16 protein-coding genes are annotated in these 24,691 nt (G+C 34.1%); 4 read left to right on the top strand and 12 right to left on the bottom strand.

Annotation, left to right across the window (positions count from 1 at the left end; genetic code table 11):
* Positions 1 to 46: 46 nt before the first annotated feature.
* The 3 genes from MK119_RS01180 to MK119_RS01170 form a co-directional block, all read right to left on the bottom strand.
* Entirely contained in the window at positions 47 to 3,316 is a 3,270-nt protein-coding gene (locus MK119_RS01180; protein ID WP_290669824.1) for a glycosyl hydrolase, read from the bottom strand.
* 319 nt (positions 3,317 to 3,635) lie between these two features.
* Positions 3,636 to 5,558, bottom strand: coding sequence for a S9 family peptidase (locus MK119_RS01175; RefSeq protein WP_290669822.1), 1,923 nt, complete (start codon positions 5,556 to 5,558; stop codon positions 3,636 to 3,638).
* Positions 5,559 to 5,590: 32 nt separating this feature from the next.
* Entirely contained in the window at positions 5,591 to 6,877 is a 1,287-nt protein-coding gene (locus MK119_RS01170) for an ATP-binding protein (RefSeq protein WP_290669819.1), read from the bottom strand.
* A 267-nt stretch (positions 6,878 to 7,144) separates the two neighbouring features.
* Between MK119_RS01170 and MK119_RS01165 the strand changes: the two genes are divergently transcribed.
* A complete protein-coding gene (locus MK119_RS01165; RefSeq protein ID WP_290669816.1) occupies positions 7,145 to 9,352 on the top strand; it encodes a peptidase domain-containing ABC transporter in 2,208 nt (735 codons plus the stop codon).
* A 1-nt stretch (position 9,353) separates the two neighbouring features.
* Complete coding sequence (locus tag MK119_RS01160) at positions 9,354 to 10,709, top strand: HlyD family efflux transporter periplasmic adaptor subunit (protein WP_290669813.1); 1,356 nt, start codon at positions 9,354 to 9,356, stop codon at positions 10,707 to 10,709.
* 91 nt (positions 10,710 to 10,800) lie between these two features.
* Here the strand turns inward: MK119_RS01160 and MK119_RS01155 are convergent, their stop codons facing one another.
* The 9 genes from MK119_RS01155 to MK119_RS01115 form a co-directional block, all read right to left on the bottom strand.
* On the bottom strand, positions 10,801 to 11,058 hold the full coding sequence (locus MK119_RS01155) for a hypothetical protein (RefSeq protein ID WP_290669810.1): 258 nt from the start codon (positions 11,056 to 11,058) through the stop codon (positions 10,801 to 10,803).
* 82 nt (positions 11,059 to 11,140) lie between these two features.
* Complete coding sequence (locus tag MK119_RS01150; RefSeq protein WP_290669808.1) at positions 11,141 to 11,410, bottom strand: hypothetical protein; 270 nt, start codon at positions 11,408 to 11,410, stop codon at positions 11,141 to 11,143.
* A gap of 179 nt (positions 11,411 to 11,589) precedes the next feature.
* Positions 11,590 to 11,835 carry a hypothetical protein gene (locus tag MK119_RS01145; protein WP_290669806.1) on the bottom strand — a complete coding sequence of 82 codons (246 nt, stop codon included), beginning with the start codon at positions 11,833 to 11,835 and terminating at the stop codon, positions 11,590 to 11,592.
* 86 nt (positions 11,836 to 11,921) lie between these two features.
* Positions 11,922 to 13,619: a helix-turn-helix domain-containing protein gene (locus MK119_RS01140; protein ID WP_290669803.1), complete on the bottom strand. Its 1,698-nt coding sequence runs from the start codon at positions 13,617 to 13,619 to the stop codon at positions 11,922 to 11,924.
* 377 nt (positions 13,620 to 13,996) lie between these two features.
* Complete coding sequence (locus tag MK119_RS01135) at positions 13,997 to 14,905, bottom strand: thiopeptide-type bacteriocin biosynthesis protein (protein ID WP_290669800.1); 909 nt, start codon at positions 14,903 to 14,905, stop codon at positions 13,997 to 13,999.
* Complete coding sequence (locus MK119_RS01130) at positions 14,898 to 17,153, bottom strand: lantibiotic dehydratase family protein (RefSeq protein WP_290669797.1); 2,256 nt, start codon at positions 17,151 to 17,153, stop codon at positions 14,898 to 14,900. Before MK119_RS01130 ends, MK119_RS01135 begins: the two co-directional genes overlap by 8 nt.
* A gap of 5 nt (positions 17,154 to 17,158) precedes the next feature.
* Complete coding sequence (locus tag MK119_RS01125; protein ID WP_290669794.1) at positions 17,159 to 18,376, bottom strand: lanthionine synthetase C family protein; 1,218 nt, start codon at positions 18,374 to 18,376, stop codon at positions 17,159 to 17,161.
* Between the two features lie 140 nt (positions 18,377 to 18,516).
* Positions 18,517 to 19,329, bottom strand: a complete 813-nt coding sequence (locus tag MK119_RS01120) for a tetratricopeptide repeat protein (RefSeq protein ID WP_290669791.1) — start codon at positions 19,327 to 19,329, stop codon at positions 18,517 to 18,519.
* Positions 19,326 to 19,883: a sigma-70 family RNA polymerase sigma factor gene (locus MK119_RS01115; RefSeq protein WP_290669788.1), complete on the bottom strand. Its 558-nt coding sequence runs from the start codon at positions 19,881 to 19,883 to the stop codon at positions 19,326 to 19,328. The genes MK119_RS01120 and MK119_RS01115 overlap by 4 nt, the downstream gene beginning before the upstream one ends.
* Positions 19,884 to 20,048: 165 nt before the next feature.
* On the opposite strand from MK119_RS01115, the gene MK119_RS01110 reads away from it, so the two are divergent.
* Complete coding sequence (locus MK119_RS01110) at positions 20,049 to 23,045, top strand: T9SS type A sorting domain-containing protein (RefSeq protein ID WP_290669785.1); 2,997 nt, start codon at positions 20,049 to 20,051, stop codon at positions 23,043 to 23,045.
* A gap of 120 nt (positions 23,046 to 23,165) precedes the next feature.
* The gene (locus tag MK119_RS01105) at positions 23,166 to 24,473 is read left to right on the top strand and encodes a S8 family serine peptidase (protein WP_290669782.1); all 1,308 of its coding nucleotides are present in this window, start codon (positions 23,166 to 23,168) and stop codon (positions 24,471 to 24,473) included.
* Positions 24,474 to 24,691 lie beyond the last annotated feature (218 nt).

Genomic DNA, 24,691 nt, shown 5'->3' with positions numbered 1-24,691 from the left:
TTACATATTTATAACTTAGGTTTTGTATTGTTGTGCTTTTGTTTTTTTACTTCTTTATTCTAGGTGCTCCAATGTTTTTTAATTGACCTTCTAAAGGAGTCATTGCATCTTTAACTTCCTGTAGTTTTGTAGCCATTTGATTGAAGAGCTTAGTAGCATTGTCTAAATACTTTAGGTGTGCTTTTGTAGGTCCGTATGTTGTACCAGCACTTGCAGCCCACATATAATCTCTGATGGTTGGATATTCATCTTTTTCACCTACTTCTCTACGTACTTTACTTCCGTTAAATTGCTGATCTATATCTAAAATTTGATCTCTTAATGTAAGTAATTTGGTATGAAGATTTTCATTGCTTTTCGGTGCTCTGTCATATGCTTTAAGCATGACATTAATAGCATTTTTGGTATCTCTTACATCTGTTCCTAAATCACTTACTTTTGTTGATAAATCTGCAATCGTTTTCCAGTGCGCTACTACTTTATCAGGCGAACTTCCGTTTAATGCGCCTTTATTAGATGCTTTTACGGCAAACGAAACCTTTTCTCCAAGACTTGTGTATTTCCCTTCAATTTGCTTGAAAAGCTGAGCACTATAGCTTCCTGGTGCTGACATATATCCGCTACCGTTTCTATTTATGTTATTTGAAGAAATAGTGTTGGTAGGTTCTGTGGAAAGATTCCAACTGATTCGGTGCATTCCTTTGGCATTTTTTGCTTTAATTCTTTTAAGAATGTTACCATTTGCATCGGAAATAAACAACCATACTTGCGGTTTTAGTTCCTTTTGTTCTGCTTCTAATACAGACCATTCTGGAACACCGACAGTTCCTTTGTTTTTCTCAGTTTCACTTTCTTGCTTTTTACGCTGCGCTACTTTTGATTTGTAACTATCTTTAAGATAATACGTAAACTCAACACCATATGGAGGATTGTCAGCTACAAAGAAGTTGTCACCTTGTGTTGCTTTTTTGGCTCTTCCTAAAATTCTACGTTGCATATACCACTTTCCATCTCTTGGTTTAAATAGTTTTGCTTCGTTGTCAGTATTCATTGTGCGAAGCGCTGAATAATCGTCCAAAATGTAAATCCCTCTTCCAAATGTCCCTGCAACCAAGTCATTTTCTCTTTTCTGAATAGCCAAATCACGCACAGAGATATTTGGAATTCCACCTTTTAATTTTGTCCATGTTTTGGCTCCGTCAAGCGTAAAATATACACCATATTCAGTTCCTAAGAACATCAATTGAGAATTTTCATGATCTTGAACAATGCGCCATAATAAGGTACGATTAGGAAGGTTGTTCGCTATATTTTGCCAAGTCTTTCCTTTGTCTGAACTTTTGAATAGGTATGGTTGATAGTCACCGTATTTATGATTGTCAAATACAGCATACACAACATTTTCATCATATAAGTCTGCTTTAATATCATTTACAAAAGCGGTGTTTGGTAATCCGTTGATTTTTGAAAAATCTACTTTTCTCCAGTTTGCACCTCCATCTTCAGTGACTTGAATGATACCATCGTCAGTTCCTGCATAAATTAATCCTTCTTGCTTAGGTGATTCTGATAGAGATGTAATTGTACTGTAGCTAGACATGGCGTAAATATCCCATGCATTGTCCCATTTTTGTTTTTTTCCGTAAAAAGGCGTTTGAATACGTTCTATATTATTGGTTAAATCACCTGAAATTGCTTGCCAAGAATCTCCTCTATCATCCGATTTCCAAACGCGTTGAGAAGCATGATAAATTCGCTTAGGATTATGCGGACTTACCAAAATAGGAGCGTCCCAGTTGTAACGTTCTGTTTTCTCACCTAGGTCTGGTTGTGGTTTAATGTATACATTTTCACCTGTAATTCGATCGTGACGATTCAGGTTTCCTTGTTGCCACTGTGCATACACAATATTAGGATTTCCAGGCTCTGTGGCTGGTTGATGACCATCTCCGCCCAAAACAACAAACCAATCAGAATTGCGAATTCCACTAGTATTATCTGTTTGAGAAGGTCCACCTTGCGTGTTGTTGTCTTGCGTTCCTCCATACACATAGTAGAAAGGTTCAGCATCATCTACAGCTATTTTATAAAACTGTGTCACAGGTAAGTTGTCAATGAATTTCCAGTTTTTAGTCCTGTCGAAACTTTCATACAAACCACCATCGCAACCTACTAAAATATAGTTAGGATCATCTTTTTTAAAAGCCACAGCATGATTGTCCACATGCTTTTCTGATTCATTCATTTGCGTAAAGGTTTTTCCTCCATCAAATGATTCTAACATATAGTTGTTCGCTAAATACAGGTGATCAAATTTATGTGGTGAAGCATATAATTCTTGATAGTAGTGCGGTCCTGTTCCACCAGAAACAGCATCACTCATTTTTTTCCATGACGTGCCTTTGTTTTCACTTTTGTATACACCACCTTTTCTTCTATCCAGTTCTATAGCAGCGTAGATGACATCAGGCGTTTGAGGAGAGATTGCCAAACCAATTTTTCCCATATTGCTACCTGGTAAACCATTGGTTAACTTTGTCCAAGTTTCACCGCCATCTGTTGATCTGTGAATAGCTGTTCCAGGTCCTCCGCCTAAATATCCTGCCACTGTACGATGGCGTTGCCAAGTAGCGGCATATAATAAATCTGGATTTCTTGGATCAATCAACATGTCAGTAGCACCTACCCATTCAGCATCGCCAAGTGTTCGCTTCCAAGTTTTTCCACCATCTGTTGATTTGTACACACCACGTTCACCGCCACTACTCCAAAGTGGTCCTTGTGAAGCAACCCACATGATGTTAGAGTCTGTTGGATGAATGATAATTTTTGATAAGTGTTCAGATTTTTTGAGTCCCATGTTTTTCCATGATTTCCCACCGTCTTCACTTTTGTAGATTCCGTCTCCATAACCAATATGTCTTCCACCAACATTTTCTCCTGTTCCGACCCATACAATTTCTGGATTTTGCGGATCTAATGTAATACAACCAATGGAATAACTTACTTGGCCATCAAACATAGATTTCCAAGTAGTTCCAGCGTTTTCGGTTTTCCAAACACCACCAGAGGCAACTGCTACATACCATAAGTTTTCATTCGTTGGATGAATTACAATGTCAGCAATTCTACCAGACATGAATGCTGGGCCGATACTTCTGAATGTTAAGCCATTATAAATGGAACTTACATTGTCTTTTTTCTTGTCTTTTTCTTTGTTGTTTTTTTGTGCATAACTGTTCGATACGAACATAAGAAAGGCAAAAGTAAAAGTCAGAACTCTTGCCACCTTTTTGAGGTTGAGTAATTTAATCATTTTGGTTTTTTAGTTAGATAATCAAAATTTGAACAATATGACGCAAGTGTCACAATGTTTTTAATTTTCCTTTTTCAATACTTCATGGTTTGTTTCGAAGTAGTTGACTCAAAATAAAAGAAATAAAAATAGATATATCACGATTTTAGGAATTTTAACATAGTGATCTCATTTAATGGTTTTTGGTAAATATCAAATCAATCATTACTAATAGAGCTAGGCATAACTATGGAAATTGAATTGAAGCATCAGTTTTACTAGTACTTTGATAAGTTGTATACAGCATTTATGATAATGCTCGAACAAATATTTCCTTTTCTTAGTTTACATTCTTCAGAGTCTCATCCAACCATTTAAAGAATTCTCGTTGCCAAACTAAGCTATTTTGTGCAGAAAGTACCCAGTGGTTTTCTTCTGGAAAATATAAAAGCCTTGATTTGACACCTCGTAGTTGAGCTGCTTGAAATGCTTCTAATCCTTGTCCGATCGGTACTCTAAAGTCTTTTCCTCCTTGAATAATCAAGATAGGCGTATCCCATTTGTCAACAAAATTGATCGGATTGAATTCCGCATACGACTTTTGAGCAGCTGCATTTGTTTTATCCCAATAATTTCCACCAAGATCCCAATTCACAAAGAATAATTCTTCCGTAGTTCCATACATAGATCGCCAATTGAAAATTCCATCATGAGAAATAAATGACTTAAATCTACCTTCATGTCTTGACGCCAAATAGAACACAGAGTATCCTCCATAACTAGCTCCAATACAACCCAATTTATTTTTATCTACATAAGATTCTTTGGCAATATCATCAATAGCAGCTAAGTAATCTTTCATATTCTGTCCACCATAATCTTTTGAAATTTGTTCATTCCATTCCACACCGTGACCAGGCATTCCTCTTCGGTTCGGAGCAACAATGATATAGCCATTGGCAGCCATTACTTGAAAGTTCCATCTAAAAGAATAAAACTGCGACAATGCTCCTTGTGGACCACCTTGACAATATAAAAGTGTGGGATACTTTTTCGTTGGATCAAAATCTGGTGGATAAATTACCCAAGTAACCATATCTTTTCCATCGGTAGTTTTTACAATTCGCTTCTCAATATTAGACATTTTGATGTCTTTATAAATATCATCATTTGCCTTGGATAATTGGTTCATGGCTCCTGTTTTGAGATTTAGACTGTAAATCTCTGTCGCATGATTCATGTCACGTCTGTTCACAATTAACTGATTTCCACTTTGACCAATGATGCCATTTACATCAAATTGACCTTTAGAAATTTGCTTCGGTTTAGAAGGCTTTTTTTTCCCAGTTGGAACATCAATTTCAAAGGCATGAACTGTTCCGCCAACAGGCGCATTAAAATAAATTTTTGATCCGTCCACACTCCAAATAAATCCATTAACAGTGCCATCCCAATTTTCGGTAAGATTTACATATCCTTCAGGCAACCTAACAATAATATCATTTTTATCAGATTCATATCCGTCTCTTTTCATTTGAAGCCAAGCAAGTGTACCTTTTGACGAAAAAGCAGGATGTGTATCGTAGCCTTTGTTTTTTTCGGTAAGATTGACGGTTTGTTTTGTGTCTAGGTCATATTCATAGATGTTCGTATTTGTACTAACAGCATATTCCGTACCTGCTAATTTTTTAGTAACGTATAACACTTTTTTTGAGTCAGGACTCCAAATATAGTCTTCATCACCGCCAAAAGGTTGCTGTGGACAATCATAAGGTTCTCCCTCCATCAAATCAATTCCTTTATCATTAGAATCAGTAGCAGATTGCAGGAATACATGGCTAAAAGCACCATCTTCCCACTTGTCCCAATGTCTATAGTTGAGTTGATTGTAAATGTAAACATTGGAGTTTGGAACATCTTCATAATGATCAGAGCCACTTACTTTTTGAAGTTTTACTTCTTTTGCGACTAATTTCCATTTTCCATCTGGTGATACATTTTTATCTTTTACTAAATCCCCAACTTCTTCAATGGTTTTGACAGCGCCTCCATTTACAGAAACTGTAAAAAATTTAGTGGAGCGTTCATTTGTCTTTAGATCAAAAGTTGATGTCTTATAGATGACTTGTTTTCCATCATCACTTAAACCCACAGCAGAAACTCTATTTAGTTGAATAAGTTGCTCTGGTGTCATTACTTTTGATTGGCTAAATCCAATAGTTGTCATAAAGGTATATAGTGTTAGGAGTAAAGTCTTTTTCATTATCAATAGTTTAAAGATTAAATAGTTAAAGGTTATTCATCAAATAAACGGAAGTCATCATCAATTTTAATATCTGGAATTCCATCATACTTTCCTTCGAGATAGTCTTTTTCAAACGAAGCATCTTTTCGGATTTTTTTATCGTAAAGTGATTCCATGTTAGTCACGCCAAATTGATCTTTTTGTGTAATAATGATTTGATCACGGCGGAAAAGTTTACGTTTTGGATTGATCAATGCCGGGTTATGAGAAGCAAAAATAAGCTGCGCTCCATGTGGATTATTTTCTTTAGAATTGAACAACTCTACGATAGCTTTGCTCAAATGTGGATGCAATTGCGCGTCAAATTCGTCAATAATCAAGGTTTTTCCGTGCATTAACGTATCAATAATTGGTCCTGAAAGCGCCACATATTTTCCTGTTCCCAAAGATTCATTCACAAATAAATTGAAGTAAATATTATCCACTTCTTCATTGTTTTCATCATAAATACTGTGTTTGGTGCTTACCACGACATTTTCCTCGTCCGATTCTAAAATCATTTTTCGAATCTCTTTAGGTACGTTTCCTTTCTCTAAAATTTCTTCCGTAAGTTTGAAACGTTCTACTTTTGTTTCAGTAAATCCTAAATCGGCACTGGCAATAAAATTATCAATGTATTTCTTTTTCGTTGGATCGTCCATCATATCAATTGTAAAATTAACAGTGTAACGGTCTTGCATTCCTGAAATATAGTGTACACTGCTCAAAGCTTTTAAAATTGCCATTCCTGTTGGAATATTGAATTGTGCACATACTGAAAGAAACAAGGCATTTTTTCGTGTAATAGACGTCAAGTTGTTACTTGCAGCATCATATTTTTTAGTGATGGTAATATCTTGAAACGATCTTTCAAACAAGAGTTGTTCCTTGTTTTTCGTTGTCATATACAACCATTCTTTATGTATTTCTGTTTCGTCAACTTCAAAACCATAGCGATATTTTACCGCATCATATACAAATACCAATTCAAAGAAACTTGGGTTTTCAATGGTTTCCGTAGATAAGCAAAAAGGTTGTACTTCTATAGGTTCATCTGATTGTGAATCTTTAGAAGAATTAATCATAAACTTTCGCGCAAAGCTGATTGCTTTGAACAAATTACTCTTTCCATTGGAGTTAGCTCCATAGATAATCATGCTCTTTAATAAGGTCACATTTTTTAATGGTGTCTGATATAGATTCGTATCTCGCAGCTCGGTAAGGGAAGTCGCTGTGAAATCAATAGAGGTTCTATTTTTGAAAGATAAATAGTTTTCTACCGTGAATTTTACGAGCATTTGGGTAATTTTTTAGGTTTTTACATTACAAATATATCAATTTATGCGAAAATATCGTACAAATGACCATTTTTTATTTGGCGTGAATTAAATAAAAGTATATATTTGTGCGTGTTTTTCTCATAAAGAACAATTTTTTTTGAAAAAAACAACAGTTGTTTGAGAAATCATCGTAAATGTCGTGTGAATAATTAAAATGAAGGAGATCGCTTATATATTTCTCAAAAAATAAAAACCAAACTATAAATTACACAAGAAAGAAAGTTAATGATAAAGAGAGAATTTCCTTTTTTCCGACAGTTAGATCAGATGGATTGCGGACCAACGTGTTTGCGTATGGTGGCAAAGCATTTTGGGCGTGCCTATACCATTGACTTTCTGAGAAAGAAAGCCAATATTACTAGAGAAGGTGTTTCTTTAGGGGGAATTGCCGAAGCTGCTGAAGAAATCGGTTTGCATACACTGGCTGTTAGTGTCGATTATAAAACCTTAGTAGACGAAGTTCCATATCCATGTATTGCACACTGGAGACAACGTCACTTCGTTGTTGTATATAAAATTAAAAGAAATACGGTATATGTTGCCGATCCTGCGCATGGTTTGGTAAAGTATTCTAAGCAAGATTTTATTAAAGGTTGGATAGGAAGCAATGCTGATCCAGAAAGTGCAGAAGGATATTTATTATTATTAGAGCCAACTCCAGAGTTTTATGAATTGGAGAAGGAAGAAAAGAAAGAATATGGTTTTAAGTTCTTATTCTGGTATTTTAAACCGTATAAAAAATATATTGTTCAGTTAATTTTAGGACTTGTCGTCGGAAGTTTGCTGCAATTGATATTTCCGTTTTTAACCCAATCGGTCGTGGATTATGGTATTAATTATCAGAATAAAAACTTTGTCTTCCTAATATTAATTGCGCAATTGACGCTCTTTATTTCGCAAACAACCGTGGAACTGATTCGAGGTTGGATTTTATTACACATGACCAGCCGGATCAATATCAACCTGATTTCCGATTTTTTAATCAAGTTGATGCGATTGCCGATTGCCTTTTTCGATTCCAAAAATACGGGAGATATTATTCAGCGTATTTATGACCATAACAGAATTCAAAGTTTTTTGTCATCTACGACGTTAAATACACTGTTCTCTGCGTTTAATATGATTATTTTTGGAGCTGTATTAGCATATTATAATATGCCAATTTTTACGGTTTTCTTTATTGGATCGGCGCTATATATTGGTTGGACATTATTGTTCATGAAAAAGAGGGCAGAACTCGATTACAAACGATTCGATCAATCTTCAGATAACCAAAGTAGTTTGTATCAGCTAATTTCTGGAATGCAAGAAATTAAATTGAATGGTTCTGAACGAAGAAGACGTTGGGAATGGGAAGCGATTCAGGTACGTTTATTCAAAATCTCTATTAAAGGTTTAGCGCTTTCGCAGACGCAAAATACAGGTGGACGATTTATCAACGAACTTAAAAATATTATCATTACCTATATTGCAGCAACTTCTGTAATTGACGATCCAATGTTTACTTTAGGTATGATGCTTTCGGTACAGTATATTATTGGACAGTTAAACTTACCAATTAATAACTTCATTACATTCATTCAATCTGGACAAGATGCAAAAATCAGTTTGGAGCGTTTGTCTGAGATTCATAATAAAGATGATGAAGAAGATCGTTTTGAAGAAAATATCAAAGAGTTACCAGAAGATAAAACTATCCGACTTACCAATGCAAGTTTCCGTTATGGAGGAAAGAGTTCACCATTAATCTTAGATGATTTAACAGTGAGTATTCCTGAAGGAAAAGTAACAGCTATTGTAGGTGCCAGTGGTAGTGGAAAAACAACGTTGATTAAATTATTGTTGAAATTCTATGAGTTTAACGAAGGTTCGCTTCATATTGGACCACACAAGTTGAGTGATATGAGTACCAAAGTTTGGCGTAAAGCCTGCGGTTCGGTAATGCAAGATGGTTTCTTGTTTGGAGATACAATTGCGAGAAATATTACAGAATCTGATTCGGAAGGAATTATAGACAAGCAGCGTTTGATTCACGCAGTAAAAGTTGCCAATATTGAAGAATTTATTGAAGAATTGCCATCTGGATATAATACAAAAATCGGATCGAGTGGTGTCAATGTTTCTGGAGGACAAAAGCAGCGTATTTTGATTGCACGTTCGGTATATAAAGATCCAAAGTATATTTTCTTTGATGAAGCAACTAGTGCTTTAGATGCTAATAATGAGAAGGTTATTATGGAGAATTTACAAGAGTTCTACCGAGGAAAAACAGTAGTGGTTGTAGCGCATCGTTTGAGTACCGTAAAAAATGCAGATCAAATTATAGTACTAGATAAAGGAAAAATCATAGAACTAGGAAATCACGAAGAACTAACCGCAAAACGCGGAGCATATTACACATTAGTAAAAAATCAATTAGAGCTAGGAAACTAATATGGCTAAGAAGAAACAAGAAGAACAGGAAGAAAAAAAGGAAGAGAGACGCAAGAAAATTAATGATCTTGACGAACGTTCCGATCAGGTTAAGGAGATACTTGGCCAAGCGCCAAATTGGGTAATTCAATGGGGAATTTCAGTAGTATTTATTATTATAATTCTCTTTTTGGTAGGATCTTCCTTGTTGAGTTATAACGATATTATTGGAGCTAGAGTTACCATTACTTCTGAAAACCCGCCAGCGCATTTGACAGCAAAGGCTTCGGGGAAATTGACAAGTATTTTTGTAGAAGCTGGACAAAAAGTGGAAGCAGATGAGGTGTTGGCTGTTATTGAGAATACGGCAAATTATGAAGATGTACAGTTGTTAAAACAAAAACTCGAGAACTTTATGGCTAAGGAAAGTGATTTTGATTCGTTGCACTATGTACTTCCTTCAAAATTGAAATTAGGACCTATACAGCCTACGTACAATCAATTTAGAGCACAATATTTAACGTATTTGAATTATACCATTTTTAGTGAAGATCAAAACCAAGCTGCGAATATACGTTTGCAATTGGGTAGAGTTCGTAATCGTTTACAAGATAGTAAAAATCAACTCAAAATACAGGAAAAAGAGTTGCAAAATGCTAAAGAAGACCATGAAAGGTACAAGCGTTTGTTAGCAAAAGGAAGCACTTCTGAACGAGAATATAAAGGTATAGAGAATACGTATTTAGCCAATCAACGCGCTTATCAAGGATTGTTATCTGCTATTGAGAACGATGAGAATTCTATTTTGGGTCTGCTAAATAACTTACGTCAAGCATCTGTTGGTGATAAAAGTTCAGAAATTTCAACTGATCAAAACTTAGAGCAAGCGAAGCAAGATTTAGAGAATCAAATTTTGCAATGGGAACAACAATTTGTGTTGAAATCGCCTATAAAAGGAGAAGTTACCGTATTTGATATTTGGTCAAAATACCAAAATGTAACTGCAGGACAAGATTTATTTACCATTATTCCAGATGAAATAGAAGGAATTATAGGAAGAGTTTCTTTTCCAGTAGCGAATTCAGGAAAAATTAAGAAAGGACAAAGAGTAATTATAAAGTTGGATAGTTATCCGTACCAAGAATGGGGAAGTTTGTCTGGAGAAATTATTAATATTTCAGGTGTGCCACAGCTAAGTCAACAAGGAGGATCAGCAATGTATGTAGCTTATTTAAAAGTAGATTCCTTATCGAGTTCTTTTGAGAAGGATATCGATTTTAAACAAGAAATGGAAGGAACAGCTGAAATTGTGGTAGAAGAGCTAACGGTAATGCAACGTATCTTCTATCAATTACGAGAAGTATTTAGTAGAAAATAAAAGTATACATTAACATTTTTTTCATGATTACCATATATAAAAAGCCTCAAAGATGGACACTTTGAGGCTTTTGTTTTGCATTTTTCGTTCCTTAGCAAGCAAATAAACAAGACAAAATAGCTTGTGTATTACATGTTGGATCGTTTGTGCCGCAATTATTTGTACCACAATCATTTGTGCCACCTTGACAATTGGCTGAAACAACGCATCCTGTTAAAGGACCTGTAAAAATACATTGAGGCGCTGTAGATTCTCTTCCTGTTCCACCTGTAGCACTAAACTTGTTTAATTCAGCAATTCTTGATTTTGTCAAACTTAATTTGTTTAATCCTAATTTTTGTTTTTTCATGATTAAAATTTTATGGTTAATGAATAAATACAGTTTTATCAAAAGGGAATATACTATACTAGAATGCTCTTAATTTTTTTGTTTAACAGGATTCAATACATGTAAAAAATTGTACGGTTTGGTTTGGGTTACAATTTGCAGTAGCTGGCGGGCAAGCATTACTAGCACCGCAATGATTTGCAGTATTACATAAAGCAGTCACATCACAGGTTTCATCATAATATCCTGTTGCAATGCAAAAAGGATTGGTAGAAGCAGTGTTACAGCCACCTTTTGCGTTTTCACGATTTAATTCAGCGATTTTTGACTTGGATAGAGCCAATTTGTTGAGTCCTAATTTGTGTTTTTTCACGACTTAATTTTTAATTAGTAAAAAATACACCATTAGGTTTTTGGGAAATTCATTATAAAGATAACGAACGTAGCATAGAAATCATATAGTTAGACTGTTAATTAACAAAAAATGAGCCTCCATTTTATATAATGAAGGCTCGTAAATAATTAGCTAGGTTGTCTTATGAATATTTAGACTTAATGATCATTTTCAGTTTGGCTTCCTGAAGCTGGAGCACCAGTTCTTCCTACTGTTCCAGTATAGTTAGTATGTTCTTGACAGGCTTGATCTTTGTCATCATATGTATGTCGACAATCTCCAAGCGTCACAGTATTAGTATTTTTATCTGAATTACCTTGAGCTTGCTGATGTCCGCCTCCTGTAATCAAATATGGGTTTGTTACTCTAGAGATTTTTACTTTTCTTAATTTTAGCATTTTCATATCATATCTGTTTAGTTAACAATTGTAATATCTAAAAAAAACATTAATATATTGAAGACTTATGGTGATGTTTTATAAAATGTCACTTATGTATCTATATGATTGTCAATATTTTTGATATAGTTTGAAGGATACATATTTGTCTGTGTTTTAAAAGCTCTGGAAAAGGTTTCAGAACGCTTAAAACCAAATTCTTCGGCAATGGCTTTGATGGTATACGAGCGTAATTTTTCATCATTTTTGAGTTTAATCAAAGCGGCATTGATTCGCAATTCAGAAAGGTAGGATTTAAATGATTTCTCTTTATACGTATTGATTACATTTGATAAATACGTAGTGTTTGTTTTTAATTTTTTAGCGACATAAGCTAAGTTACAATCTTGTCTTAAGTATAATTCTTTTTCTTCAAACACTGCTAAATTTTTTAAGATTTGCAATGCATTTTCATCTGTAACTGTACTTGAAGCTTCTTTTACAACAACCTCAGGAGTTGTATTTTTTTTATCTTGTTCTAGAAGTTCAATGGTGACTAATAATTCTTGGAAACGAACTTTATTTTGTTTTTGCTTTAGTTTGAACCAAACAACAAATCCAATCAAAACAAGTAATAAAAGGATAGAAGCTCCGTATAAATAGTTGGTATAAGATCCTAAAGAATCAATTTCCTCTTGTAGAGGAACAATATCAATTTCATTATGAATCTTATTGTTTAAGTCTATGTTTATACTATCCGCTTTTTTGTCTAATTTTAAGTAAATATTTAAATATTTAACAGCCTTTATAGAATCTCCAAGTTTATTGTAGCTTTCATATAGTATTTCATATCCATCCTTTTGATCACTATATGCAATTTTATTCTTTCTTATGATATCATTTGCTTTTTCTAAAAAACGAATTGCCTCTTTGAATTTTTCCTTTTTAAAATAATTTCTTCCTAGATAGAAATAAGGAATCATTAATCTTTCTTCTTGATGAATACTTGAAAAATAGGCTATTACTTTTTTAGCGATAACCATTGAAGAATCATATTCTTTTTTTTGAAAATGGGCAATTGCTTTGTTCATCAACAATGAATTAAATAAAACAGGAGCCTCTTTATCACTACATATACTCAAAGCTAAGTCGTTGTATTCATTGGCTATTGTGGGCTTCTTGATTCGTAAATAACAGTCCGAAAGATTGAAGAGTATCTGCTTCTTGTAAGTGTCTTTTTTTGGGTTGGAAGTTTTTAATTTATCAAGTATGTTTAGATTTTCTTTATAAATTTTTATAGCTTCCTTATGGTCTTTGTGAATTTTTTTTATGTACGCTACATTCACTGCTACAACTATTTTGTTTAACGGATCACCTGTTAAATCAGCATATTTTTTAGCAATTTTATATTCATCTAAGGCTTTAAACTCTTTATCGGTTTCTGAGAGTACATTTCCTTTAAGATTATGATTTTTGAATAAAAGAAAGTTATCATCTATTTTCTCAGCTATGATTATTGATTTTTCAATTCCTTCCATTGCTTCTTCATATGATGGAATGAAGCTATTTGCATACGCAATATGAAATGTTGACCAACCTAATTTTTGAAGATTACGTTCTTTTTCTGCAAGTTTATTAGCTGCATAAGCATAGGTTCTAGCATTATATGGATTTTTAAATAATGTACTTTCATATAACTTAATCAATTCCTCATACGATTTTCCTTGAAGTGAATCGGTTTGTGCATTCAGTGAAAGCAAACAGAGAAAAAGGAAACAACTAACAATAAAAAATGATTTTTGTAAGTGCATATATTGAAAATTAGTGGCAGTCAATCGTTACAATAATAACAGTTTTATGTGGAGAAAAAAAATAAGAATGGTGAAAGTTGATTCTCTGATGACCAATAACTTATCATAAAAAAAGCCTAGCTGATTGCTAGACTTTTTTTGCGAATATGTGATTGAAATTAACGATTATCTTTTGATTCAGTAATAGAAGGATTGGTTCCATTACTTGGATGTAATCCTCCTTTAATAGCTTCTTTTTTACAATAGAACTTACTTTTTTAGCTAAAAGGAGTTTTGCATTTTGTTTTTTCATAATGCATAAGGTTTAAATGAATATGTATTATGATTTAAATCTAAAACATTATTATTATCTGCTTGATAATTATTTGTTAATACTGTTACTTCTTCTTGTTTTTATTCATGTGCTTTTTACGCGCAATCATTGATTTGTAGTAACGATATAAGAAATCGTAACACACCATTTCATGAATACGGTTTTTTGACTTGAATAAACGATTCATCAACATGTGTAAATAACTTCCCATGAGGTCATTAATAGGCATCATGAGTGTCTCGTCGTCTTTGTGTTTGATAATGGCTGCTGCTATTTCGGCAATTCCGTCTTCTTTTTGTTTTAGCACATCTAAAATTGGAGCATAATCAGGGTTTTCCTCCGCGGTGAATACCATGAATTCTTCAATTTTTTTACGTTCAGCTCTAAATTTATCGTCCAATTGCTTTTTTAATGGTCGTCCCATTCCAAATTCGTTTCCAAATCCAGTCTTTAAACGCTCCATAATGACAAGTTTTTCAGCATCGGTATAGCCGTAACTAGTTAAATGAGAGTCCATGGCTCTGATAGAGAATAACCAACGCAATTCTTCACCTTCGTCACCTTCAATCATATCAACAAAGTCCACAATCATTTTACTGTCGTGATAAAACATAGCTTCAGCCAATTCCATAGTATTGGCTCCATAACGTTCTATTTCACGCTGATAGGTGTCAATTTGAATCTTGTAAATTAAATCTTGATCGATAAACTCTTTAAACTTTGGATACAATCCGTTAATGATAAATCCAACATTTTCTGGACGTGTATAATGGAAACGAACACGTACATGGTGTTTTGGATCGGCATATCTGATAAAAAACCATTTATCAATAATTCCATGTTCAATTAATTGCTCTGCAACAGGCTTTATAATTTCCGTTAACACAGCATCACAGGTTTTTGGTCCGGTATAAATTTTGTAATACAGCCAACTGTCTCCTAGGATAAAATTTCTTTGTATGTTGTTACTCATTGCTCTGCTTGCTTTGCGTTAATTTTTGTTCGTTATAAAATGAAATTACTACTTGATTTGTGTAATATTCACTTCCTTCTTTTACAATACCGCGTTCGCTAAATAGGAACTCCGTAAGTTTGAATGAACCTCGTTTGCTTACGGTATTCAGTAGCATACGTACTGAGGTAAGATTGTCAAAGTTTACAAGCAATTCATTATCACCATCAGCAAGCATAACGTATTGCGGAATTTTTAAACTGTCGCGCAATGTTTGTATCGCTTCTGTTAATTTATCATTGTCATTTTTACTTTTTAACAGTGGTTCAATATGACTTTTCTTTAAGTTCCAAGTTGCATCATGGAAAATTAAGTTGTTGAACTCTACACGTGGTAAAAACGGGAAGTCATTAGCAAAAGGACCTAATCCGAAACCAACTCCACTACGAATACCTTGCGTTTGCATATCGGCTAAGAAGTGATAAATTGGTAAAGAATTGTGTGAATAGTTGTGTGCATTCGTTAAATGCGGTACAACTTCCTTATTGTTCTTTTTAGAACGTAGTAATACTTTACTCATCCCTTTTACAGAAACCATTAAGTCGTCAATTGGCAATTGATCTTCTTCATCTTTGATCGATTTTGCCAAGTATGGAATTTCGTGTTTGCGTAAATCTGGACGCATCAAAATGTTTCCTACTCTCGATTCTGGAAGATGCACAATTTCGGCTAAGATTTTATCTTTGTTCATCTCAGCTTCCATATCGACCATTTCTTGTGTATATGCAAATAGTTCTTCATCACCATGACAAAAACGACCCAATAAGTTTGCTGCACTCGATCCACCACCACCGCTAAATTTGATTTTGTGTTCACCGTTTTCATCTTCCAAGATTTCAATCATACATGACAAAGTATCTGGAAGATCGTTCCAGTTGAGGTCGTAGTTTTTAAAATCTTTTTCGTCAATTTTAATGACATAATCGTCATTCTTAAACGCTTCAATCAACTTATCTTGGAAGAAACTGTTGATAGAAGACCAACGTACTTCCATCATTGGATGTTTTGCTTGTCTTCCTGGAATTACAATATTGTCAACAAGCGGATTTACATCTCCAGCTCCTTGATCTTGCTTATAACCAATTCCAATTTCAACGTCTAAGGCTGTAGAAAGTGGTACTTCACGTTCTTCGAAACGTTCGTGAAATGCATCTCTAAACTTGGTAAGCGTTGTTGTATTTTGAGGAAATGTCATACGATTTAGTAATGCAAATCCTTTTTGAATATCTTCTACAACTGAAGAACTCAATACATTTTTGGTATTTTGTAATACCATATCTGTTTGGAACATGAACTTTAATTCAAAATCAGTTTCCAATTGTTGTAAAAATTCACTGAGTTCTAAGTATACTTTCGGATTGTTTCCAATAGATTGATCAATTGCATTGATTTTTTTGTCTGCTTCTTTTAATGCAGCCAAAATACCTTCAACTCCTTGCAAACGTTCTAATACTGAACAAATTTGCTCTAAGAACTCAGGTCCAGAAACCGATGGTTCTAACTCACTAATTAGTAACTGACTTGATACTAACTCTTCTATGAATTCCGTAGCTTCTTCAATTGTAATTTCATCATCTACTAATAAATTTGCCAAATCAGACAAAGCTGCTCCATGTGATGCTTTCTCTAATACAACAGCTAAATATTCAGTATCATCAACCGCTACAATATGGTGATGTCTTCTACTGTTAAAGTATTTGTATTCTATATAACGCAGTTGCGGTCCGGCTTTATAAATACTTGAGTTTGGAAAGAACAGTAATTGCTCACGAATTTTTTTGTTGGTTACCAAATCTTGCGAAAGCGCTACTAGATAGTTCATATCTAATCGCGTATGACGTTTGTTTTGGGCAGAACCTTTGAGTTGAATATCTGTTTCTTCTCCAAATTCTCCTACCGAACATCCTGCAAAAAGCCCAAAAGGTGTACACCTAGAAGACATTCTGGAGATATATTTTAAGATAGAATAGCGTAGTTTTTCTTCTTTTTTAGCATCGTCCATTTCGCCAGCAAGCCAACGATTCATTTCTTCATACAAAGATGGTGAAGCTAAAAATAATGCTTCTCTCACAACAGGATTTTCACATACGACTTTAAAATCTTCATCTGAGATTTCTTTGTTTTTTGTCAATTCTTGATAAGAAGTGAAAGAGAAAAGCGGTGTTCGTAATATATATTTCGAAAAATTCTTATATGGGTTTTTACTCATTGTTGTTAGCTTATCATTAAACATTCATCCCAGTTGGTATCGTAATCTGCTAAGTAGTCAAGAATCGTTAAACCAATTCCTGCAATTCCTTCTAGGAGTGATACTTCTGGCTCCCAACTTTTGTCCATTCCTTTCCACTGCTTATAACCAGCGTATCCGTCTTCAAATGTACCTCTGTCAATCCCGTCTTGAATCCAAAATTCAAAAGCATCTTTAAATTCTTGGGCACCAGTTTCTTTGTACATTCTGTAGAACATTTGTGCATTTCCATACGAACCATGACAAACACCCGCATCACGTACCAAACTGTCTTCTACCGCAGTTCTTTTTGCAGAATGTTTTAATACCTCTAAGGCAGTTTTTCCTAATTCTTCATCAACTAATGTTTTGGATGCAAACCAAAGACGCATGGCAACACCTAAATCTCCATAACACCAAGCTAAACGACTTTGTCCTTCTTCATCGTCTTTTTTGTCAGTTACCCAACTAGGAAATATAGAAAACGGATCTTCTTTTTTTGTTTTAAAACTTAAGATATATTTGATGGCACCTTTTAGCATTACTTCAGCTCGCTCTTTAAAAGGATCGTGCTCATGTAGCTTTGTTAAAATACCAACAATACTAGACATTCCGTGTGATAAACTTAAGTTGTAACCTCTTTCTTTGGTTTCAATACTCAATTCAGATTCCCAGCGTATTTTGCCATCTCCGGCATCTTCGGAAAGATCTTCTAATAAGCCTAAAAACTCATCTAAAAAGCCTACATATTTTTGTTTTAATTCGTCAGATTTAGTGTTTCTGTAACGATTTAAGAAGTAAAATGCATATCCGATAGCTCCATGTAGAAAATCATAGTTTCCATTTTTCATATCGGTTACCATAAAAGTATGAATATATTGATCTAATTCGGGTAATAAATCGTCATTATCAGCATCCATAAACTCTTCTTGCTCTAAGTGGTCTAAAACCCAACCCGCACCAGCAATACCTGTACAAAATGTAGGATAACTATATCCTTCGTTGATTTTGTCAATACAATCAGTGAGCATTTCTACACCTATATCGGCATGATCGTCAATATCAAGATATTTAGAATAATAAAACTCAAATAAAGAGATTCCTGAAAGTCCAGCTAATACTCCAATTTGAGTTTCTTCTTTGTGTTTTGATTTAATAGTTTTGTCAATTTCTTTTAACTTTTTTTCTAATAGTTCCTTATTCATAATTTTTCAAATGATTCAAGTTTTGGTCTACCTTCAAATTAAAGGCTTTTTTTATTTTATTACAAGAATAAGCCGTAGTATTCATCCATAAAAACTGTAATATCTTATCGAAATTTATAAAAATGGGGAAGAATTATGAATTATTTTAAATTTTTTAGCAATTCTTTGGCTTTTTGGTAATTGTAGTTGCTTGGTTTTTGAACTAAAGCATTGAGTACTTTTTTTGCAGATTCGGCATTATTTTGCTTCAAATAAGTAAGTGCCGTATACCAATATGCTTTATGATTGTCGAGTGTATTACTAGTGCGTAATTTGTCAAAAGTTTGAAGGGCTTCGTGATAGTTTTCAAGTTCTAAATAGCACACGCCAATGTAGAGGTGTACATTTTGATTGTACGTATCACTTTCTTGTATGTATTGTTTGAAAATTGTTAATGCTTCTTGATACTTTTCCTGTTTAAAAAGCTCTTGTGCTTTAGCTACTTTTTCTTGGGAATCGCTTTTTACGACAAAAGAGGGTAGTGTGCTCCAATTGTGATATTCATCAAATGCTTCAGTAGCTGTTAGGGATTGCATGAATGAAAAGTAAAATAAAGTCATGACAGCAGCTATTGCAACAGCTGAAGAAATAATATAGAAGTATGATTTTTTATTTTTAGATGTTTGGGTTTGATTTCCTTCTCTTTGAATTTCACGTATGGTTTCAGATAATGTTTGCACATCTTCAGCTCTAAACGCTGCTGCTAAAGCTTTTATTTCTTCAATAGAAGCAGTACTCTGTATTGCCCAAGAGTTTTCAGCATATACACTTTCTAGTGAAGCACAAGTTTCTACAAATGATGCAAGTTCGTCATTATCTTTTAGCAAAGCTTCAAAGGCTGCTTTTTCTGCTTCATTCATTTGGTTATTTATATACGAAGCTATTTGTTCATATTGGCTATCATCAAAACTCATAATTTCTTTATTTGGGAAAACTTACCATCTTCCTGAATTAGCTTGGTTAATTTAGCTTTGCATTTAAAAACACGTTGTCTGGCAACTACTTTTGATGAATATGAAAATATTTTCACCATTTCATCATAAGAAGTTCCGTTAAACAGTAGTGTTAATACTTTTCTACAGTTTTCAGAGAGTAACTGAAATTTTTCAATATACAACTCCCACTGTTCTTGTTCAAGTAATGCATAGGCGTTTTCTGTTTCTTTGTCCTCAAGTTCAACAACCTCGGGTTTTGTTACCCGTTTTTTATTCAATTCTCGTCGCCAAAGATTTTTACAGGTAGTAAAAAGATACGCTTCAAAAGAAGATTTTATGACTAATTTTCTGTTTTTGAGTCTAATATATAATTGTATCAATGCATTGTGAAAAACATCTTCTGCATCGATTACAGAGCCTTTGTTTTGTACCACAAACACTTTTACTTTCGTAAAAAACCGATCGTAAATTTCTTTTATTACAGTTTTTTCTCCAGAGCAAAGTCCTTCAATAAAATAAGCATCATTTGACATAAATATGGGGATGACTATAAACGTCTTTAAAAATAAGGAAATAAATTGGGTAACAAAATTTCTGACTCATAACTATCTCATGAATCGATTCATTCAACAAGGTAGAATCCGAAAAACCTTCAATTACAACAGAGTAGGAATAACCAACACCAACAACATGTAATTATGAAAAAAGTTACTAATATACTTTTTGCAATTTTGTTACCCTATCTGTGTTTAGGACAATTAAACATAGGTGGTATACCACAAACTCTTGCAAAAAATATAGATGAAGAAAGTATTGTTTCTGTAGAGCTACAACAACTGGATATGGACGAGGTTGATAAAGAAGACATACGAAATTATGAAAATGGGAAAGCACCTCGTTTTGGGGTTAAACGGTTAGTTGATATAGACTTTCTTGAGTCTGTCAAAGTTAAGAATTTTGAAAATGGAGATCGATTGACAAGAATTAAAATCCACTCAGATAAGGCATTGACTCTTAATTTTTTATTCGATCACTATTGGCTTGCTCCTGGAGCAAAGTTGTATATTTTCAGACCTGATGGAAAACAAGTTTTAGGTGGATTTACCTCATTAAACAATAAAGGAAGTTCTTCTACAGATAAAAGAGGTTTTGGAACTTCACTATTACAAGGAGACGAAGCAATTATGGAATTTTATGAGCCAGCTTCTGTGAAAGGAGAGAGTATTTTGAATTTGCAATATGTCGTTCACGGCTATAGAATGGTAGCCAATCATTTTGATGAAGACGGAACTGGAGCATTTGGAGCATCTGGTGATTGTCAGGTAAATATTAATTGCCCTGAAGGTGATAATTGGCAGACTCAAAAAAGAGGAGTTGCGTTAATTTTAGTAAATGGAAATGTATGGTGTTCAGGAACTTTGTTGAATAATGTTGAGGGGGATTGTACTCCTTATTTCCTAACAGCCAATCATTGTACAGTTGATTTTGGTACAGCAGGGACTAATCTTGATTTTACTTCATTTTTATGGGGATATGAAAGTGCAGGATGTAATAATGGTGTAAATATTACTGCACCTTGTACAAACGGAGCTGTTATTAGAGCTAATGGAGCTCACACAGATTTTTCTTTGTTAGAGCTTGATGAAAATCCAGTAGATGCAGGAATAAATGTTGTATTCAATGGATGGTCAAGAAATGCGCCAGGAACAGGTGGAGCCTTGATACATCATCCAAGTGGCGATATTATGAAAATTGGAACTATTGAAGTTGATTTTCAAGTTGGTACAAATGGAAATCCAAATCCACCTCCACAACCGGGTAATTATTGGTTTATTAATGATTGGGCTGCAACAGCTAATGGACATTCTGTTCCTGAAGGAGGAAGTTCAGGTGCAGGAGTTTTTAATAATCAAGGTTTGTTAATTGCTCAGCACCGTAGGTCAAGTAATCAAAATTGCAATAATCCAAACAGTGAATTCGGTTGGTTTGGTAGATTTGATGTTTCTTGGAATGCTATTAATGATCCAGCAAGAAGTATCCAGCCATGGCTAGATCCTAACAATACTGGAACTATGACGCTAGCTTCATCACAATGTATAGATTGTGATACACTTGTAGACTTCCACTTTGAACATGAAAACGAAGTAGAAGATACAGTTTTTCATATATGTGAAGATGTGTATATAGATGGAGCTGCTACAGACAACACTGGAACATTTTTTATGGATATATGGAGGGTAAATGGAGATGGGACTGTTAGCTGGCTTTCTGCACAAGATCCAGATTCTGGACTTACAAGTGGATGGAAATATGGAAGTCCAGATTGGGTAAATGTAACAGAAACATTTGTGAATGATATAAATCACCCTGTGACATTTCAAGCGGGTGTAACTTATGAAGTTAAAATCGCTATTTCTCATCCAGATTGTGGTTGGGTCTCTTTAACAAAAAGATTTACATACACAGAAGGACAAATGTCTTCTCAATTTGATATTGTTGATTACAATTGTCATGATGGTGTATTTGATGTGACTGTAACTGCACAAGATCCAGCACCAAATCAATGGTGGCGTGTATACGAAACAGATACTCAAGGAGCCACAAGTGATGCTAATACGATTGGTCCTGTTACTGGAAATCAAGGAGGAATTACCACTACATTTGCGAACTTAGATCCTACAAAATTTTATTACATCAAACATGGAGTTTGGACGAATAATTGTCCTTGGCAAGAAACCAGAACTCCATTAACACCAGATTGTTGTGATGAATTCAATACCGCAGACTTTAGTTTGGGTGTAGATTTTGATTATAATTTCTGGGTAGGAAACTACAATGGATATGAAGACCTAGGTGCTACCCATGAATGGTATGTATTATCTAGTCTAAACGAAACAGGCGGACCTTACACACTAGTATTTAGTACAACTACTACAGGCGGATCAAACTTCCCATTATTTACAAACGCTCAGTTTGGAGTATACTATACTGTAGTTCATAAAGTGGTAAGTTATTGTGGGGAAATTTGTTATGTACAAGTGCAATATCAAGAAGAAGGCGAGGCTTTAGCAACTGAAAATAGCGCAGTAGCCGCGGAAATTGATTGTTCATTGATTGATGAAATTCTGAATCCAAAATGTGAAGCACCTACTAATTTACAATTTGATTGTAGAACTGCCACAATGAGTTGGTTAGGAGATCCTTCTCTAACATATGTTGTCGAGGTAACTTGGGATGATCCAAGCTGTCGCAGCTGTGAAGGAACTAGACCTAGAGTGATGCGCTGGGAAACACAAGGAACATCGTTCTCGTTGCCATATATTGATGGATCAGGATGCTTTAGTTGGAGAGTTGGAACAAAATGTGAAGATGAAATTGAGTGGTCAGCATCAGAGTGTGTAGATTGTTATACTAGACCACAAGAACCAACAGATGTGAGAACTGAAGCTAAAATTTCACCAAATCCAAATGATGGTAATATGAATATCGAGATTTCAGGAGCAGACAAAACGAACTTTACAATCAAAGTATATCGTTTTGACGGAATCTTGATCAAATCATTCGATGCCAATCGTATAGAAAATAAACTTACTACCATCTCTTGGAATGGTAAGTCAGTATTAACACCAGGAATATATTTCTTCGTGATTACTACTGATACAGAAATAATCACTAAAAAAGTAATTATAAAATAATATTTTTAATGCAAGAGGATTCCAGCCAATTTTGGTTGGCTGGAATTTTTATCACACCTAAACCAACACCAAGTATACAAGCTTGGAAAAATAGTAGTATTAATTTAAACTAAAAGAAACATGAAAAAAGTAATAGTATATTGTTTTGCTTTCCTGTTATTAGCCACAGTAGGGTGTCAAAAAGAAGCTTTAAATTCTGAAGAAACTGAGATTGCAAAAGAAACAGAAATTTTACAAAAAACGTTTACAAATCCAAATAATGAGCTTGTAATTCAATATCCTGTAGGCACAACAGAAGCTCAAAAAATACTAAAAAGAGCAGAATATAATATTCAATCATACAAAAAATGTGAATGCGCTGACCCGACTTTAGAACTTTGGATTTTTGAATTAGGAAAACTTCCTAATGGTGGTGGTATTGAGGAGAAAAAGGCTGTTATTAGAGGAGATGAGGAAGTAGAAGGAGTTGACTTTAATACAGAGATTAAAATTCAAGATGACATATTTGTCTTGTCTGGAGGTGTTGGAAATGTAGGTGATGGTTTGCAAAAACAAGTATCTGTAAATCAAGGCGTAACCATTGCGGTGCTGGATACTGGAATCGATTATAACTACAATGATTTTCCAGAAAGGTTTTTATATAACAGTAATGATACAGCTTGTAATGATAATGGATATGATGAATTGTTTGGCTGGAATTTTGTAGATGAAAATAATAATCCATTTGATAATCATTATGGAAGACATGGAACCATAGTTACCAATTTGATCATCTCTCAACTAGAATCAGATAACATAAACTATCAAATATTACCTGTAAAGGTAGCAAATCAAACTGGGAATATTGACTATTTTGATGCCTTGTGTGGGTTTAAATTTGCAGCAAATAAGCCCGATGTAGATATCATTAATATGAGTTTTGGATGGTACCATCAAGAACGAGAATTATTAGGGAAATTTATTCTTGAAGCTACTGATAAATTAGTTGTAACGTCAGCAGGAAATAAAGGTCTTGATAACGATCAAATTCCACATTACCCATCTTCATATGATTCAGAAAATATACTTGCTATTGCAGCACTTTCAAATCAAGTAAACTCTGTTGGAGGTAATTCTAACCCTAATGTAAACGGATCAATTACAAATCCACCAGGAGGAAATATGTCTGCTTTGGCATACTTTTCAAATATAGGAGTAAGCTCTGTAGATATTGCTGCGCCTGGAGAACAGCTATCTTTTATGTATAATAATGAAACCTTTTATATTGATGGAACCTCATATTCAGCAGCATTGACCTCTGGATACAGTGGAAGTTTACATGTAAGTGGAATGTCAGGTATAGAATTAAAAGCTACAGTGATAGAAAATTCTGTTTTCAGTCCTTATTTAAATGAAATACTACATTCCAAGCGTATTCCCATACAATAGCATATAGTTTAAATTAGGTTTAGGTAATCTTGCATTTAGACTATTAAAAAAGAGGAGTTTTGTTGCTCCTCTTTTACTTTAAATGTTTTACTCAACTTCTTCGTCAGATGTTGCTCTAGCTTTCTTTTCGCCGCCATTAATCTTAGTAAAAAGTTCAGATGAAATTTTATATTGTTTAAATTGTTTAAATTGTGTAATGTTTTATTGATTTTTCATAA

The organism is Kordia sp. (assembly GCF_022447245.1).
Classification (GTDB): Bacteria; Bacteroidota; Bacteroidia; order Flavobacteriales; family Flavobacteriaceae; genus Kordia.
Note: the sequence above shows the minus strand (reverse complement) of the source record. Positions and strands in the feature narration are given on the sequence as shown.